This window comes from Sphingomonas sp. LH128 (assembly GCF_000293195.2).
Classification (GTDB): Bacteria; Pseudomonadota; Alphaproteobacteria; order Sphingomonadales; family Sphingomonadaceae; genus Novosphingobium; species Novosphingobium resinovorum_A.
Genome location: NZ_ALVC01000226.1, coordinates 1 through 15,567 on the forward strand (window position 1 = coordinate 1; position 15,567 = coordinate 15,567).

General features: G+C 68.6%; 9 protein-coding genes. 4 read left to right on the plus strand and 5 right to left on the minus strand.

Going from position 1 to position 15,567, the window contains the following annotated elements; translation table 11 throughout:
- Nucleotides 1–2,079, minus strand: a 2,079-nt coding sequence (locus LH128_RS18220) for a hypothetical protein (RefSeq protein WP_008831144.1), incomplete at its 3' end; no start/stop codon positions are given.
- A 390-nt stretch (nt 2,080–2,469) separates the two neighbouring features.
- Here LH128_RS18220 and LH128_RS18225 point away from each other — a divergent pair.
- Genes LH128_RS18225 through LH128_RS31485 form a run of 3 tightly spaced genes read left to right on the plus strand, consistent with a single transcriptional unit; the run spans nt 2,470 to nt 10,905 of the window.
- Nucleotides 2,470–6,627, plus strand: coding sequence for a hypothetical protein (locus tag LH128_RS18225; protein WP_008831145.1), 4,158 nt, complete (start codon nt 2,470–2,472; stop codon nt 6,625–6,627).
- 10 nt (nt 6,628–6,637) lie between these two features.
- Complete coding sequence (locus tag LH128_RS18230; protein ID WP_008831146.1) at nt 6,638–8,986, plus strand: caspase family protein; 2,349 nt, start codon at nt 6,638–6,640, stop codon at nt 8,984–8,986.
- Complete coding sequence (locus tag LH128_RS31485) at nt 8,983–10,905, plus strand: hypothetical protein (protein ID WP_008831147.1); 1,923 nt, start codon at nt 8,983–8,985, stop codon at nt 10,903–10,905. The genes LH128_RS18230 and LH128_RS31485 overlap by 4 nt, the downstream gene beginning before the upstream one ends.
- Here LH128_RS31485 and LH128_RS18240 read toward each other — a convergent pair.
- From LH128_RS18240 to LH128_RS18250, 3 genes are all read right to left on the minus strand, one after another.
- Complete coding sequence (locus LH128_RS18240; protein ID WP_008831148.1) at nt 10,847–11,713, minus strand: kinase; 867 nt, start codon at nt 11,711–11,713, stop codon at nt 10,847–10,849. The genes LH128_RS31485 and LH128_RS18240 overlap by 59 nt on opposite strands.
- Complete coding sequence (locus LH128_RS18245; RefSeq protein WP_008831149.1) at nt 11,697–12,665, minus strand: 2-hydroxyacid dehydrogenase; 969 nt, start codon at nt 12,663–12,665, stop codon at nt 11,697–11,699. Before LH128_RS18245 ends, LH128_RS18240 begins: the two co-directional genes overlap by 17 nt.
- 71 nt (nt 12,666–12,736) lie before the next feature.
- Entirely contained in the window at nt 12,737–13,639 is a 903-nt protein-coding gene (locus LH128_RS18250) for an EamA family transporter (RefSeq protein WP_008831150.1), read from the minus strand.
- A 53-nt stretch (nt 13,640–13,692) separates the two neighbouring features.
- On the opposite strand from LH128_RS18250, the gene LH128_RS18255 reads away from it, so the two are divergent.
- On the plus strand, nt 13,693–14,205 hold the full coding sequence (locus LH128_RS18255) for an Lrp/AsnC family transcriptional regulator (protein ID WP_008831151.1): 513 nt from the start codon (nt 13,693–13,695) through the stop codon (nt 14,203–14,205).
- Nucleotides 14,206–14,232: 27 nt separating this feature from the next.
- On the opposite strand, the gene LH128_RS18260 is transcribed toward LH128_RS18255, so the two are convergent.
- Nucleotides 14,233–15,567 (minus strand): hypothetical protein (locus LH128_RS18260; protein WP_008831152.1); only part of this gene is annotated, 1,335 nt, incomplete at its 5' end.

Below are 15,567 nucleotides of genomic sequence, written 5' to 3' on the forward strand. Positions count from 1 at the left end.
CCTCAGTTCGATGTCGCCGTCCGCGTTCTCCAGCGTGCGCAGGGCCTTGCGCGCCTGTTCGTCCAGCGGTCCCGGGGCGTCGGGGATGAACGAGGAGGGCACGTAGAGTTTGCTGCGCGTCGTCGTGCGGTCGATCATGCCCCAGGCGCCGGGCAGCATCGCGTCGCGTTCCCGAAGGTTCGGCCAGAGCATCTTGGCGATGCCGTCGTCGAACGCCGCCATGCGTCCCGCCACGGACGGATCGCCGTTGAACGTGCCGACCGTGTTGGCCAGCAGGAACGGCGCGGTCGACCACAGCGAGACCAGCGAGGGCACGCGCGTATAGCCGCGTCCTCCGGCGGGCATGCGATAGGCGCGGGCCTCTCCGGTGAACGGGTCCTGGTAGGCGACGGTGCCGACCGAGGGCAGGACCTTGTAGCTTTCGGACGAGAAGTTGTCCCAGATGTTCCCGCGCAGGGCATTGGTCGCCAGCGGGCTGCACAAGTTGGTGCGCAGCAGCGTCACCGGGATGCGCGCATCGGTGCTGAAGTAGTTGCCCTGCCGGAAGTCCGGCCGCGCGACGAGGGCGCGCATCCTGCCCTTGAAGTCCTCGCTCTGGGTCCAGCGCCACCATGCCTTGAAGCGCGTCAGGTAGTCGGGGCCGATGGCATCGACCAGCGAAGCGCCTGCGGGCGCGTCGGGCTGCTTGCTGGAGTGGCAGCGCGCGCAGGTATTGGCGAAAGCCATCGCGCCGCGCTGGAGCACTTGCGGGCTCGCCTTGAGGTAGCCCGCACCGCCCGGCGCATTGGCCAGAGGATCGGGCCGCGCGGCCTTGAGGAAGAACAGCGCGGTAAGCGGCGTCCCCGCCTCCGTCGCGCGCCAGTAGGCGGAGTTGCGGCGGGCGGTGGCGATCTCGATCGGGCTGATGATCTTGCCGCCGACAACCGGGTTGAAGTGCGTCAGCCACTCTTCCGAGAACAGCCCGATGTTGAGATAGACGCGGTTCAGAGCCCCCAGCGCGCCCACCGCGTCGGCGCCGTCCTTGAGGACGTGCGGTGTCCAGACCGTCGCAGGCTTCGCGAAATACTGCGTGAGCGGGCCGGAGTCGAGGATGTCGTTGAACTGGACGTTCTTCGTGCTGCCGCCCGCCAGCGTTTCGCGCCCGAACTTGCGCGCGGCGCCGAGCCGGTCGCCGAGCAGGTAGACCGCGTTCATCGTGCGCGGGTTGTTGATGTTGTCGGTGGAGACCAGCGAAGTGTCCATCGCGCCAGGCCGGTACGTCGAGACGAGCTGGTACATGTAGTTCGACGGGTCGGCCTTCCACATGAACAGTCGGTCCACCCACATGTACTGCGCGCCGACCGTGGAGTTGAGGTTGGCGAAGGCGGGTTTCTCGGGATCGGCGGGCGGGCGCGTCGGGCTGGGGCCGAGGTGGCAGAACCCGCAGCTCATGCCCACGCGGTAGGGGCGCACCAGCCTGGGATCGTTGTAGTAGCGCGCGTCGCTGTAATAGCGCTTCGCGTCCCAGCGGGCCTTCGCCTTCTCGTCGAAGTCCGGATTGGGGAACAGGCGCAGGCCGAGGATGCCCGAGGGCTCGCCGAAGTAGGAGCCGACCGGCACCGTCGTCCCGCGCGCCCCGATGCGGATGCCGGGGTACTTCTTTTCATTCGCGAAGGGATCGGGTGCGCAGCCCGGATCGCGCGTGTCTCGCCAGAGGCCGTAGCCGTCCGGATTCGTCGGCGCGGAAAAGCAGGGTTCGTTGACAAGGCCCATGACTTTCCAGCGCGTCGGCCGGGCATTGGGGCTGCCGGGCGGCGGGGCGACGATCTTGAGCAGGTCGAAGCCGCCCAGCGTCGGCTTGCTCATGGTGTCCCAGAAGCGGTCATTGCCGCCGCTCCACACCAGCCACATGTTGCGGCCCTTCACTTCGTCGGGGGTGAGGGTAACGCCGTCGTCCATTTCGTGGAAGTAGTCTTCGTCCGCCTGGACGAGCGTGTCGTCGCGTACGCCGACTTTCTGCGCCTCGTCCTTCGGCCCGCCGTGACAGGCGGCCAGCGCCGCGAGCGATCCGCTCAGGAGTATTCCTCTGGCGATCACCATGCTCCCCCCTCTCGACAGCACCTTGCCTGACTATGCCCTTCAAGGAGGCTCCCGTTTCGCAGGGCGGTCAAGTGACGATATTTGTAATGGAAGAAGATGATGGTTTCCGGATTGCTGAAGTTGACCAATAGTCGTCATGATATTCAACGGCTTGTAGAGTGAACGGCGTTCGGTGAAGTTAAGCGGCCCTGTTTGATGGCATGTATCGTCATGATTTGGGGGCTTGCGGCGTCCGGTAAATAGTGTTCGTGAAAAGCGCCGGTAAATACGGCGGATTTGGGACAATGTTGCGCCCCTGAGGTAAATGCTTAAGGGCGTCTTCGGATAGGGGCATGTCGGTGGCCGGATGGTTTCGCCTTGCAGGTTCGTCGCGGCGCGGGATCGGCTGACGTGGCCGGCGTCGCATCCCTGCCGGGCGTCCGCTCGCTCGCCGTGCTGTTGTCGACAACGATCGCGGTGGTGCTGTTCTTCGGGCTGCTGCTGATCCAGGCGCGCTCGGACCTCGTGCTGCGGCGGCAGCAGGCGGACTTCGGCGAAGTGGCGCGCATGGCCAGCCTGTTCCGGGACCTTGGCGACATGGTGACCCGGCGCGCCTCGGAGGACGGACAGCGCGACGGTTCGAATCTCGACAGTTCGAGCGACCGCTTCCAGGTGCGCTATGCGGCGCAGGACCGGTGCCGCGCGATGCCGACCGCGCCGACGAAGCTGCGCCTGACCCTCGACGGTTTCCAGGCGCGTGACCGCAAGCCGGTGATGTCGGCCTTCGCGACCGAGGACGGCGAGCCTTTCTGTGCGCAGAGTTCCGCGCAGTCGGTGATCCAGGCCCCGGTAATTCCGGGGCGCAGCGAGCAGACGCGGGCGCGAGAACTGGCGATCACCGGGCCGGACGGCGAAGTCCTGCTCGTGCTGCGCGGGGACTGGCCCCAGCGCATCGAGCCGCCCGCAGCGAAGGACAAGGCCGCGCTCGAAGGCAGCGCGGTGCCCGCGCCCGACACTTCGGGCAAGACCCCGAAGATCGAGATCGGCGGGCGGGAGCGGCTGGTTTACCAGTGGCCGCTCGACCTTGGACGGCCGGTGACGATCCAGCGCGAGGAAGGCCCCTATGTCTGCGCGCCGCGCCGGTGCCTGCTCAGCGCTCTGGGCGATCCGCCGAGTGCGGGGGCGGTGCTCAACAATCTGAGCCCCTTCACCAAGGCGGCGTTCGGATTCTCGGTGGTCGTGCTGCTGCTGCTGATCCCGCTGATCAAGCTGGCCTCGATCGACCATAATGCCTCGCTCGGCTGGATGGACGTCGTCGGCATCATCGCCGCGGTGCCGCTGATGGTGGCGACGCTGGTGACGGCCTGCGCGGTGATCGCGTTCTGGGGCGACCTCAGGCGTGACAACGACACGATGGCGCAGGGCCTCGCCGCCGCCATCGCGCAGGACGTCGACCGCGAAGTGGGCTTCAGTCTCGGCGCGATCGAGCGGGATACCAGGGCCGTATGGGGGGATGGCTGGGCCTCGTCGCAGCAATCGGGCGCAGGGGCGGCGTCGTCGCCGTGGCAGACTTACCCGGCGCCATTGCCGCTGGCCGCGCTGCAGTTGCGCAGCATGGTCGGCAGCACGATCATCGACCAGTTGCCGACGAAGGACCGCCCGCTCGCCGACATTCGCGAGCGCCGCTATTTCGGCCGCCTGCGCGCCGGGGAGGTGATCCCCTGCACCGGACGCCAAGGGGAGGCACACGCTGACGGCGGCTTCGGCTGCGGGAAGGGGCAGGTCTACACGATCGACCAGGTGCCTGCGGCGGCCAACGGCGACGCGCGCATGGTGGTGCTGCTGACCCGCGCGGGAGCCGCGAACCTAGTGATGTCGGGAAAGCCGCCCGCCGCGACGCTCGCGGTGCCGGTGCCCGAGGGCTTCGGCTATGCGGTGATCGATCCCGCCAGCCTCGAAGTGCTGCAGCATTCCGATCCGGCGCGCGCGCATAACGAGACGTTCGGCAGCCAGCTCGACGCCGTCGATACGCTGTCGCGCATCGCGGGATCGGTGGACGAGCGCTGCGGGCTTGCCGATGCTGCGCAGCATGGGCGCGCGGCAGAGCCCACGGCAGGCGCTCCGTTCGATGCGCGCTACGGCGGCAAGCGGGTGCGCATGTCGATCGGCGTTGCCTGCTCGGCGCACTGGCTGGTGGCGACCTGGTACGACCGCTCGAAGCTGCAGAGGGCGGCGCTCGATCCGGCTTTCGTCGCGGGGGTGACGATGCTCTGCGTCGGGCTGGTGCTGGCGGCAGGGCTGGGCGTGATGGCCTCGACCGACCCGCGGTCGCTGCTGCGCAAGCTCTGGCCCGATCCAGAGCCGTTCCACAGTGCCGAGGCCGACCAGTGGTATCTGCGCGGCATGTCGGCGCAGCTGGCGGTGGTGGTGCTGATGGCGGCCGGGCTGCTGCTGGCGCGGGGCGATGCAGCGTTCCTGCATGCCGCGCTGGGGCTGTTCCTGCTGCTGATCCTGCTGGCGCGCAAGGATGCCGACCATAGCTGGGGCACTCTGCCGGTCGGTTGGGGCAAGGTCGCGACTGTGTTCTATGCCGCGCTCGGCATCTATGCGAGCGTGGTGCTGGCCTGCTGCCTTGGCGCGAACTGGCGGGCCTTCGCCTATCCGGTGCTGCTGGTGGTGATGTGGATAGTCGCGGCGCTGGACTGGTTTTCGCTGCGCAAAATCGACGTCAGATTGCCGGCGTGGATGGAGCGGATGCGCGCGGCGCCTGCCGGGTTCGTGCCGCCCTCCGTCATGCGCCGTGTCAACCGTGTGCTGCGCCATCAGCTGGTGACGATCTACTTGCTGGCGGTCATCCCCGCACTCGCTGCGTGCTGCGCGGGGGCTGGGCAGTTGCGCGCCGACCGCTCGCTGTCCGATGCCTGGGTGCTGCAGCAATCGCGCACGCAAATCGCCGACGACATCGCGCAGATGCGGCCCTTCTACGACAGCGCCCCCAAGGCGAAGACGCCCGCGCCCACCGACTTGTCCGCCCGCAAGCTGGTCGCCGACCATGCCGCCGCCGAGCCCGGTGCGCCTTCGCAGATGGCCTCCGCGATCATGCAGTTGTGGACCGACGATCCGGTCCGTTTCGACCATCCGCTCGACCTTCGCCTCGGCGTGCTGGCCGACTACGCGCGCTGGGCGCAGGCGCGCACCGGCATCTCGCTCGTCACCATGCCGCGCAGCCCGGGGCTGGTGGTGCTGCGCGACTGGCTGCTGGCGGTCAGCGCCATGGGCGTAGCGACGTTCCTGACCTGGCGCCTGCTGGTGCTGGCGGCGCAGAACCTGTTCGGCCTGCAGCATTTCGGCTTCCGCGCGCTCCATCCGCGCCACACGCCCGAGCAGATCCGCACCAAGTCCACTCGCCCGATCAAGGCCGTCTTCATCAACTATCCTACGCGGGAATTCCGCAAGCTGCAGAACTCGCTCGACACGCGCGACCGGCTGGAGATGTTCGACCTTGCGCTCGAACGCGGCAAGCTGGGCGAGAAGAGCATGGCGCTGCTCACCGCCAAGTCGTGGATCGTCACCGGCTTCGAAAGCATCGTCGCCAACCGCGATCTGCGCGTGAAGACGCTGGCACTGCTGGAGCAGTTGACCGCGCGGCCCGAGGTCAACGTCTACTTCTTCGTTCAGACGATGCCGCTGGTCCGGCTGCGGCAGGCGCGCGACCGCGAGAAGCGCGAGGCCGAGGTGGCGGGCAGCGCCGGGATCATGAACGAGAGCGAGTCCTACCGCTGGGCCGAGCTGTTCTCCGAATTCATCACGTATACCTGGACCGAGACGCTGGCCGAACCCGCGCCGCTCGACGCCGAGCCCGATCCGCCGCGCGGCGGCGCCAATCTGGAGCGGCTGCTGGAACTGATCGACGATCCGGTCAACCGGGCCTCGGTACGGCGCTGGGCGGCGCGCAATCCGGCGGTGGCGGAGGCGATCGCCAGCGAGATGATCCAGGTGCCGTCCGACCGCATCCAGGACCAGATCCGCTCCTTCGGCATATCGATCGACGACATGACCGCGCCTATGCCTCCGGGAGAACTGGGCGTGCTCAACGATCTCAACGACGTCTACCGCGAGCAGATTCACGAATACATGGCGAACTTCCTGGGCGACTACTACCAGGGCGAATGGGTGCGCTCGAGCAAGGAGGAGCACCTGACGCTGCATCATCTGGCGCACGGCAAGTTCATTAACACCAGCAACTTCCCGGTGCTCAACAGCCTGCTGACGCGGCGGCTGGTCAAGACCGATCCCAACTTCCGGCTGATGAACGAGAGCTTCGGCCACTGGATCCGCACGCTGGAGCAGCCCGAGTGGTTCCACCAGTTCCGGCAGGACGCGCAGCGCGGCGGGGCGTGGAACGTGCTGCGCGTGCCGCTGCTGCTGCTGGTCGCGGCGGGGTCGGTGCTCATCACGTTCCTCGATCACGAGGGCTCCGGCTCACTGCTGACCCTGCTTCCCGGCGTCGTCGCGACGATGCCGATGCTGCTGTCCCGTTTCACCCGGCCGCTACAGGCCAATGCCTAGGAGGATGCTCATGGCCGCTGCGCAGAAGGACTGGCTCGCGATCGAGTGGGTCGGCAATGTCCCGGTCAAGGAACTGACCGAGCAGTTGAAGGCTTCGGCCGCGCTCAGCCAGCGCTTCCACTACCTGCTGTTCCCCGACGGATCGATCCGCGCCAACCGCAGGCTGGAGCCCGGGCAGCCGGTCGAACTGCTGGTGGTGCGCGAGGGCGCGGAGCCGGGCGCGGAGCAGTTGGAGCGGATCGCGGCCTTGCGGGATTACTTCGCAGCATGGAACGCGGCCGAGGACAAGGCGGGTGTCGTGGCACCGGACTGGCTGCCCTTGGCCGGGGAAGCGCCCGAGGCCAGGACACGCGGTGGCGACACCGTGGCGGTGTCGCCCTGGCCGGTCTTCGTCGATCCCGGCCCGTTCACCGGCGCGCCCGAGCAGCTGCGCGAACTGGCGCTCCATGTCGTGAACTTGCGCAAGGGCGTGCTTTCCGACGATGGGATCATGGCGACGCACGAGACGGATCTCGACCGGCTCGTCGGCGCCATCGTCGACAAGGCGAAGCAGGGCTACCGGCTGATGCTCTACGCCCACGGCGGGCTGACCGACGAGCGCAGCGGCCTCGCGGCGGCATGGGCCTATCACCGCTGGTGGATGGCGCATGGCATCTACCCGGTCTACTTCATCTGGGAGACCGGCGGGCTGGAGACGTTCTGGCAGATCGTCGAGGGTGACCGGCGCAAGGGCCGCGCCCTCTCGCGCGACATCTACGATTACACCACCGACCCGGCGGTGGAGCTGATCGGCGGCAAGGTCGGCACCCTGCTGTGGGACGCGATGAAGGACAGCGCCCGCCGTTCCAGCGACACCGGCGGCGGCGCGCGCCTGTTCGCAGAAAAGCTGGCGGCGGCGTGGAAGGAGCCGAGTGCGATCTTCGCGCTGGGGCACAGTGCGGGCTCGATCTTCCATGCGTACTTCCTGCCGGTGCTTTGCGCCGACAAGCTGCGGGTGAAGCAGATGCACCTGCTGGCCCCGGCGATCACCAACGACCTGTTCGCGCAGACGCTTGGCAGCCTGATCGGCAAGAAGAAGATCGAGGAGGCGAGCCTCTTCGCGATGACGCGCGAAGCGGAGCGGGCGGACAACTGCGCCAACATCTACCGCAAATCGCTGCTCTACCTCGTCAGCCGCGCGTTCGAGCCGAAGAAGGGGACGCCGATCCTGGGGATGGAGGACTTCATCCGCACCGACCCGGAGGTGAAGCGCGCGTTCCGGGACGCGGTGATCCTGTCTCCCACCGCGCCTGCCGCGAAGCCGACGATGGCCTCGGGCTCGCGCTCGCACGGCGGGTTCGACAATGACGTGGCGACCCTCGAGAACGTGCTGCGGCGTATGCTGGGGCTGGGCGATGCGGGCGTGGTCAAGCCGCGCTTTCCGGCGGGCGAGCCGCGCGTCGGCCGGGCGATCGTGGCGGCGAACTACTACGGCATGCCGGCGGGGTTGTTCGAGCAGCCTGCCGAGTTCGTGCCCGCCGCGCCGCCGACTCAGATTGCAACGCCGGTGCAGCCCGGCGGCCAGAAGATCGCGCTGTGCATCGGCAACGACGCTTTTCCTGAAGGCATGCGCCTCTACGGCTGCGTCAACGATGCGAACACCTGGGCCGATACGTTCCGCCAGCAGGGCTACGCCGCCACTGTGCTTTCCGATGCCGGGGCGGGACAGATCCGCGAGGCGCTGCGCGGGGTTCTCGGCAAGGCGCGCGCCGGGGACAGCGTGATGATCCATATCTCCTCCCACGGCACCCGCGTCCTCGACGTCGACGGGGACGAGTTGCAGGACAAGCAGTTCGCCGATGACAAGGACGAGGCGCTGGTGGCGCTCGACTGGCGCGAGGGCGGGCTGATCATCGACGACGAATGGCCCGATCTGATGAAAGTGGCGGACGGCGTGAAGGTCATCCGCTTCCATGACTTCTGCCATTCGGGCCGGTCGAGCCGGATGGCGCTGGGCGGCCGCATCGACCGCCGCCCGCGCAGCGTCAGCCTGCCGGACGCGATCGCGCTCAAGGCTTACGAAGCACGCAAGGCGGCGCGCGGAAGCCGGGCTGCGGCCGCGCCATCCGAGATCTACGGCGCCGACTTGTCTTATGTCACCTTCTGCGCCTGCCTGCCCGAGCAGTCGGCGATGGAGGAGGCGGGCTCAGGCGTATTCACCCGCGCGGCGACGAAGATCCTGCGCGGGCAGGGCGCCGGGATGACCGCGCAGGACGTCTTCGCCGCCATTGCCCGCGAGATGGCGGGCGAGGACCAGAAGCCGCTGCTTGAAGGCTCGGCGCTCTACAGCGCGCAGGCGCTGTTCGGCCTGCCCGCATGACTAACGGCGTGGTCATAACCGTCTCCCCCCGCGTCCTGCGCGAAGTGCGCAGCGCCGAGGACGAGGCGGACGAGCGCAAGCGGGCGAGGGACCGCTGCCCGGCCGCCGATACTGCCCCCGGTATTGGCGCCGAGACCGACATGCCGATGGTGCGCCGGATGCGGATATTCGCCATCGACCCCACCGCCCGCTCCGATCGCGGCGGGGTCGTCACCGTGTCCGAGCCTTACGAGCCGCTGGAGTTCTCAGGCGACGGCGAGACCCTGCGCGGCCGCCGCTTCGCCGTCACGTTGCCGGTCTGGTCGGAGGACAAGCCGCAGTGGCGCTCGGTGCGGACGATCATCGACGCGATGAAGCCCAACAGCATCGTCACCATCGCCGATGCGGGCTATCCGCCTTCGCTGAGCGATCCGCGTTTCATCGCGCAGATGGTCTACGCGACCGCCTCGCAGCTTTACGGCACCTTCCGCAAGGCGCTGGGGCGCGAGATCGTGCTTGGCCTCATGCACGATCCGGCGACCGGCGAATGGTCGCGCGCGGATCGCTTCCACCTCGCGCCGTGGGAGGTCGAGGAGGCGCAGGCGTGGTTTGACCCGGCGCGCGCCTGCGTGGTCTTCGGCTACTACAAGGCGCGCAGCGACACGGTGGGCTATCCCCCCGGCAGCCGGGTGTTCACCGCGCTGTCGCACGACGTCATCGTCCACGAGATGACGCACGCCCTGCTCGACGCGGTGAAGCCCGAGTTCATGACCGCCACCCACCGCGACGTGCTCGCCTTCCACGAGGCTTTCGCCGACCTCGTGGCGATCTTCCAGCGCTATTCCTACGGCGAACTCGTCGCCGCCCAGATCACCGAGGCGCGCGGCGACATAGAGCGGCTGGGCGTGCTCGGATCGCTGGCCCGCACGTTCTCCGAGACGGCGGGCGGCGGCGCGACGCTGCGCCCGCTCATCGGCGACCTGCTCTACGACAGCCCGGAGATCGGCGACGAGCCGCACCAGCTTGGCAACGTGCTGGTGCAGGCGGTCTACCGCGCGTTCCAGAAAGTCGCCGGCGCGCGGATCGAGGGGCTGATTGCCATCGCCACCAACGGCAGCGGCATCCTCCCGCGCGGCGCCCTGTCGCCCGCGCTGGCGCAGGAGATCGCCGCGCGGCTGGGCAAGACGGCGCAGATGTTCCAGTCGATGCTGATCCGCGCGCTGGACTATGCGCCGCCGTTCGGCATCACCTTCTTCACTTTCCTGCGCGCGGTGATCTCGGCCGACATGCGCCTCGTGCCGGTGGACGACGAGAACATCCGCGTCGCGTGGATGGAAGCGTTCCGTCACCACCGCATCTTCCCGAGCGACGGGCTGCATTATGCCGAGGAGCAGCTGGCCTGGCCCTTGCCGGAGGATGTGGCGGCCTTCGATCTCGCCATGCTGAGCTTCGCGCAGACCGCGTTCCAGGGCAATCCGGGTGACCTGCTGTCGCTCGACATCGCCGCGATTCAGGCGGCGCGCGTCGCCGCGCATATGAACGGCGAGGAAGCAGCGGCGTGGCAGGCGCTGCTGGACCTCGAAGGCGCGGGCAGCGAGACCCGCGCCGACATCGTCGGCTTGCGCAGCTTCGCAAGGCCCGGCCCCGGCGGCATGACCGAGTTCGGCACCGTACTCGAAGTCGTCTGCCGCAGCTTCACCGATCGGGACGCCAGCGGTTTCATGGGCGCCACCGGGGCCAGCCTGGTCTACGACAGCGCCGGGCGGCTCATGTCCTGCGCGATCGAGCCGCAGCAGGCGGGCGCCGTCACAGGCGGGGGAGGTCGCCGCGAGGACATCGAGGGTTACGCCGTCAGCAAGGAAGGCGCGCGCAGCTGGCTGCTCAAGCAGGGCCGCTGGCAACTGCGCCCCGACGTCGCGCGGGGGCTGTGCATGCGGTGATGCGTTCTGCCTGGAAGGCGGACACGAGGCTGCGATCGGCGGCAAGACACAGCACCAGATCGGCCCGGCCCGGCATTTCCGTCAGGATGTCCCGGGTCAGCCGTTCGTAGTGCTGGACGAAGCGGTCGAGCGCGGCCTCGTCCATGACCTGCGTGCCCTCGGCTTCGCGGGCGCGCAGGGCGTCCTCCTGCTGGCCGCGCCAGCCGCGCACGACCTCGAAGCCCGGCGCGGCGAGCAGCACAAGGCGGTCGATGCGCGCGAAAAGATCGGCGTAGGGACCGGCCAGCGCGGTATTGACGTGACCGCGCCACGTGCCTTGCGGGTCTTCCTCAAGCTCAAGGGCATTGACCGGCACGGCCAGCGCACCGGCGTCCTGCGGGCGAGCGCCCACGCACCAGCCTTCGAAGATCAGCAGGTCGAGATCGGCGGGAACGCCGTCGCCTTGCGGTGCGGGTTCGTCGCGCGCCTTGTCGAAGCGGGGCAGGGTGACGGGCTCTCCCGCGCGGATGGCGTCGATCAGGGCGACACCGCGCGCCGTATCGTGCGTACCGGGAACGCCGCGCGTGGCGAAGAGAGGGTGCACGGTGCGGGCAAGCTGGGCACGCGCGCTCCGGCCGAGATAGAGATCGTCGAGCGAGAGCACCGCCACCCGCCGCCCTTCCGCTTCCAGAGCGGACTTCAGTGCTTCGGCCAGCGTCGATTTGCCCGACCCTTGCGAACCGCACAGGCCGAGGATCAGCGGGCCGTGGCGCGGCGCCTCCAGCCAGCGCCTTGCGGCTCCGGCGACGCGTTCAGCCGACGGGGTCAAGCAGGGGCTCCCCGGCGAAGAAGCGGCCCAGGTTGTCGACGACTTTCATCCCCATCGCGGTGCGCGCCTCGATCGTGGCGCTGCCGAGGTGCGGCAGGAGCACCACGTTTGGCAAATCGACCAGCGCAGGATGGACGCGCGGCTCCGCCTCGTAGACGTCGAGGCCGGCCGCCGCGATCCGGCGTTCGGCCAGAGCCTCGGCCAGTGCGGCTTCGTCGATCAGGGTGCCGCGCCCGGTGTTCACCAGCACCGCATGGGCGGGCATCCGCGCGAGCAGGGCCGCATCGACCATGTGCCGCGTCTCCGTCCCGCCCGGCGCGTGGAGCGAGAGCATGTCGGCGCGCTGCGCAAGTTCGCCGAGGTCCGCGAAGTATGCGTCGGCGGGCATGTCGGGCGCGGGGCGGCGGCTGTGGTAGGCGATCCGCATGCCGAAGGCCTCGGCGCGCTTCGCGGTCGCCCGCGCGATCCGCCCGAAGCCGACGAGGCCGAGCAGCTTGCCCGAAAGCGACTGGCCGACCAGATGCGTCGGCCGCCAGCCCGTCCATTGCCCGGCGCGCAATTCCCGCTCCCCTTCGCCCGCACGGCGGCTGGCCATGAGCAGCAGGGTCATGGCGATGTCGGCGGTGGCCTCGGTCAGCACGTCGGGCGTGTTCGTGACGACAACCCCCGCCTCGCGCGCGGCGGCGATGTCGATGTGTTCGAAGCCCGCGCCATAGTTGCCCACGATCCGTACGCGGCGATCCGGCACGGTCAGGACGGCGCGCGTCACGCGGTCGGTGACGGTGGGGCACAAGGCGTCATGGGTACGCATCGCCTCGGCCAGTTCGGCTTCGGTCAGCGGCGTGTCGGCGGCGTTGAGCGTGACGTCGTAGGACGCGGCGAGGCGGGTCTCTACCGCCTCCGGCCAGCGCCGCGTAAGCAGGATTTTCGGTCTTTGCGAAGTCGCCTGCATGATCCGCGAACCATCCTTGCCCGTTGTCGTCAGCGGGCGGCTTAGGCGGTCGATGGAGCCGAGGTCAAACCCTACTGTGCGGGCGGCAGCTCTGCCTTGGCATCGCCCAGCAGCACCGATCCGGCCGAGGCCGCGACCACAAGCGCGACGGCCAGCCACTGGACAGGCAGCAGATGCTCGCCCAGTAGGACGGCTCCGGCGAGGGCGCCGACGGCGGGTTCCAGGCTCATCAGCACGCCGAACCGGTTGGCCGGGATCTGCTTGAGCGCGATCATCTCCAGCGAATAGGGTACGGCGCTGGACAGAACGGCGGTGGCCAGCCCGAGGAGGATCAGCGAAGGAGCGAGCAGGGCGCTGCCCGCCTCGACCACGCCGATGGGGACGACGACCACGGCTGCGGTCGCCATGCCCAAGGCCACGGCCTGACCGCCGGGGAGGTGCGTCGTCTTCTTGCCGAACACGATGTAGAGCCCCCAGCACAGCCCCGCCAGCAGCGCGAAGCCGACGCCGACAGGGTCCAGCGCATGGGGCGATGCATGGAGCGGCAGCAGCAGCGCCAGCCCTGCGGCCGCCATGGCGACCATCGCGAACTGCCCGGCACGGCGCGAATAGAGCAGCGAGACGGTCAGCGGCCCGAGGAACTCGATCGCGATGGCGAGGCCGAGCGGGATCGTGCGGATGGCAAGGTAGAAGCTGAGGTTCATAAGTCCCAGCACCGCGCCGTAGCGCATCGTCGCAACCAGGTCCGCACGGGTCAGGGGGGCGCGCCAGGGGCGGAAGAGCAGCAGCAGGATCAGCGCGGAAAAGCCCACGCGGTAAGCGATCGCACCCGTCGCGCCGACCGCCGGAAACAGCTGCTTGCCGTAGGACGTGCCCACGCAGAACGCCAGGATCGAGCAGGCAAGCGCGACATAGGGCGCGGCGCGCAGGAGCGGCGAAGGGGGTGAACCGGCGGAGGCGGACAGGGTGTTCATGGCGCCGATATATCCTGCCACATCTGGCGAAGGCTGGCGAATTTCGGCATGAGATGATGGAATTCGTCATCTTGGGAGAAATTGTGGCGGAAACAGTCGATATCGACGCGTTCGACCGGCGAATCATCGCGATCGTCAGGCGCAACAATCTGGCGCCCGCCCGCACGATCGCCGCGCAGGTCGGTCTTTCGGAGAGCGCGGTGCTACGCCGCCTGCGCCGGTTGCGGGCGGCCGGGGTGATCGTCGCCGACGTCGCGCTGATCGACCCCGCGCGGCTGGCACCGGCGATCACGATCCATGTGCTGGTGGAACTCAACCAGTCGGGCCTGCGCATGGAGCAGGCCTTCGCGGCAAGGCTGGACCGCTGCCCGGAAGTGATAGGGGCGTGGAACGTGACCGGGCGCACCGACTTCCTGCTGATGGTCAGCGTGCCGACGATCGAGGCCTACCAGCGCTTCGCCGACGACGTGCTCGCCTCCGACGAGAACGTGCGGGATTTCGAGACACTGGTGAGCCTGCGCGAGATCGTGCGGTTCGACCCGTTGCGCGCCGGCCTGCCGCTTTGAGGGATGACTGGCGAGGCTTGGGCTTAGCTACCGCCCGATCAGGCCGAGCGCGTGGCGGATGAACTTGCTGCGGTCGAGCACCCATTCCGACCCGGCGGGGAGATCGGGGTCCGAGTAGGTCCAGCCCTCGCCCGAGTAGACCCGCTGCAGGTTGCCGCCGCTGCCGAAGGCCAGCGAGACGTAGCGCTGCTGTGCGCGGGGCGCCTCGCTGCCCTCGACGTGCGAGCCGTCGGTGCCGAGCGTGGTGCCCGTCGGTCTGAGCGCGAAGACGTAAGGTTCGGTGCGGAAGCTCTTCACCGAGGTGTTGAGGAAGACCGAGAGATAGACCTGGTCCAGCGCATCGAGCGGCGAGGGCGGCATATGCCATGCGGGCGAGCCGATCACCGGCCAGGGATAATTGCCCTGCTCGCCGTAGCGGATGTCGCTGCGCAGGTCGACGAGGGCATCGCGCGGGGATTGCGCGGGCTCGACGCGCTCGATGCGCAGCCCGTCTGACCACGTGAAACCGAAGGCCGAGGCGTCGATCAGCGGCATTGCGGGAGGCGGCCAGTTCGAAGGCGGCCCGTGCGGCACGTTCGAGACGGTGACGTTCTCGTAGACGCGCAAGTATGCCTTGTCCTTCAGCTGGTGGCCGCTCGCCGAGTTCTCCCAGGCGCGCTGGCCGTGGAACTTCGTGTCGCGGAAATGCGAGACGAGGGTGCCGTTGATGTAGGTGGTGTGCTCCTGGTCAGTGTTGGTGCCGACGTTGCCGGCGATGTCGCTGTCTTCGGCGTAGAGCATCGTCTGGCCGCTTGGCACGAACAGCGCGTTCTTGCCGCCGTAGATCTTCACGCGGCGCAGGACGGCGGTGAACAGGCCGGGGCGGCGAGTTTCAGTTACTTCCAGATGGAGCGCGCCCTTGGTCTGGATGGCGTCGGGGAAGTCCAGTTCGACGTCGCGCATCTCGAAGTGGACGCGCTGGGTGCCGACGTCGAACAAGCGCAGGTCCACCGTCGCCCAGTCGTAGCTGGTGCGGAACACCGCGCGTTTGCCGGGGATGGAGCTGCGCACGATGTACTGCTTGCCCTCTACCGGGCCGCCGATCTGCGGCAGCGACGGCGCGAAGGGATAGACGCAAGGAGCGCCTTGCGCGTCCTGCGCCTCGTAGACCAGTTCGTAGCCGCCCTCGATCGGGCCGTCCGGGCTCCGGCCCTGATAGACCTCGCGCCCCGCCTTGCGCGAGGCTTCGCACTTGATGCGATAGGTGACGGCAGGCGCGCGCAGGCCGCCCATCGGCATGTAGAACGGATAAAGCCGGTCCCGCTCCTCGGGCGATGCGGGTTCGGCGGCCATGGCGCTGCGCGCGGCCAGCGGGACGGCGGG

Coding starts and splice junctions, on each gene's coding strand:
- LH128_RS18230 (WP_008831146.1), top strand. CDS start 6,638: ATGGCCGCTGCGCAGAAGGACTGGCTCGCGATCGAGTGGGTCGGCAAT.
- LH128_RS31485 (WP_008831147.1), top strand. CDS start 8,983: ATGACTAACGGCGTGGTCATAACCGTCTCCCCCCGCGTCCTGCGCGAA.
- LH128_RS18255 (WP_008831151.1), top strand. CDS start 13,693: ATGATGGAATTCGTCATCTTGGGAGAAATTGTGGCGGAAACAGTCGAT.
- LH128_RS18245 (WP_008831149.1), bottom strand. CDS start 12,665: ATGCAGGCGACTTCGCAAAGACCGAAAATCCTGCTTACGCGGCGCTGG.
- LH128_RS18250 (WP_008831150.1), bottom strand. CDS start 13,639: ATGAACACCCTGTCCGCCTCCGCCGGTTCACCCCCTTCGCCGCTCCTG.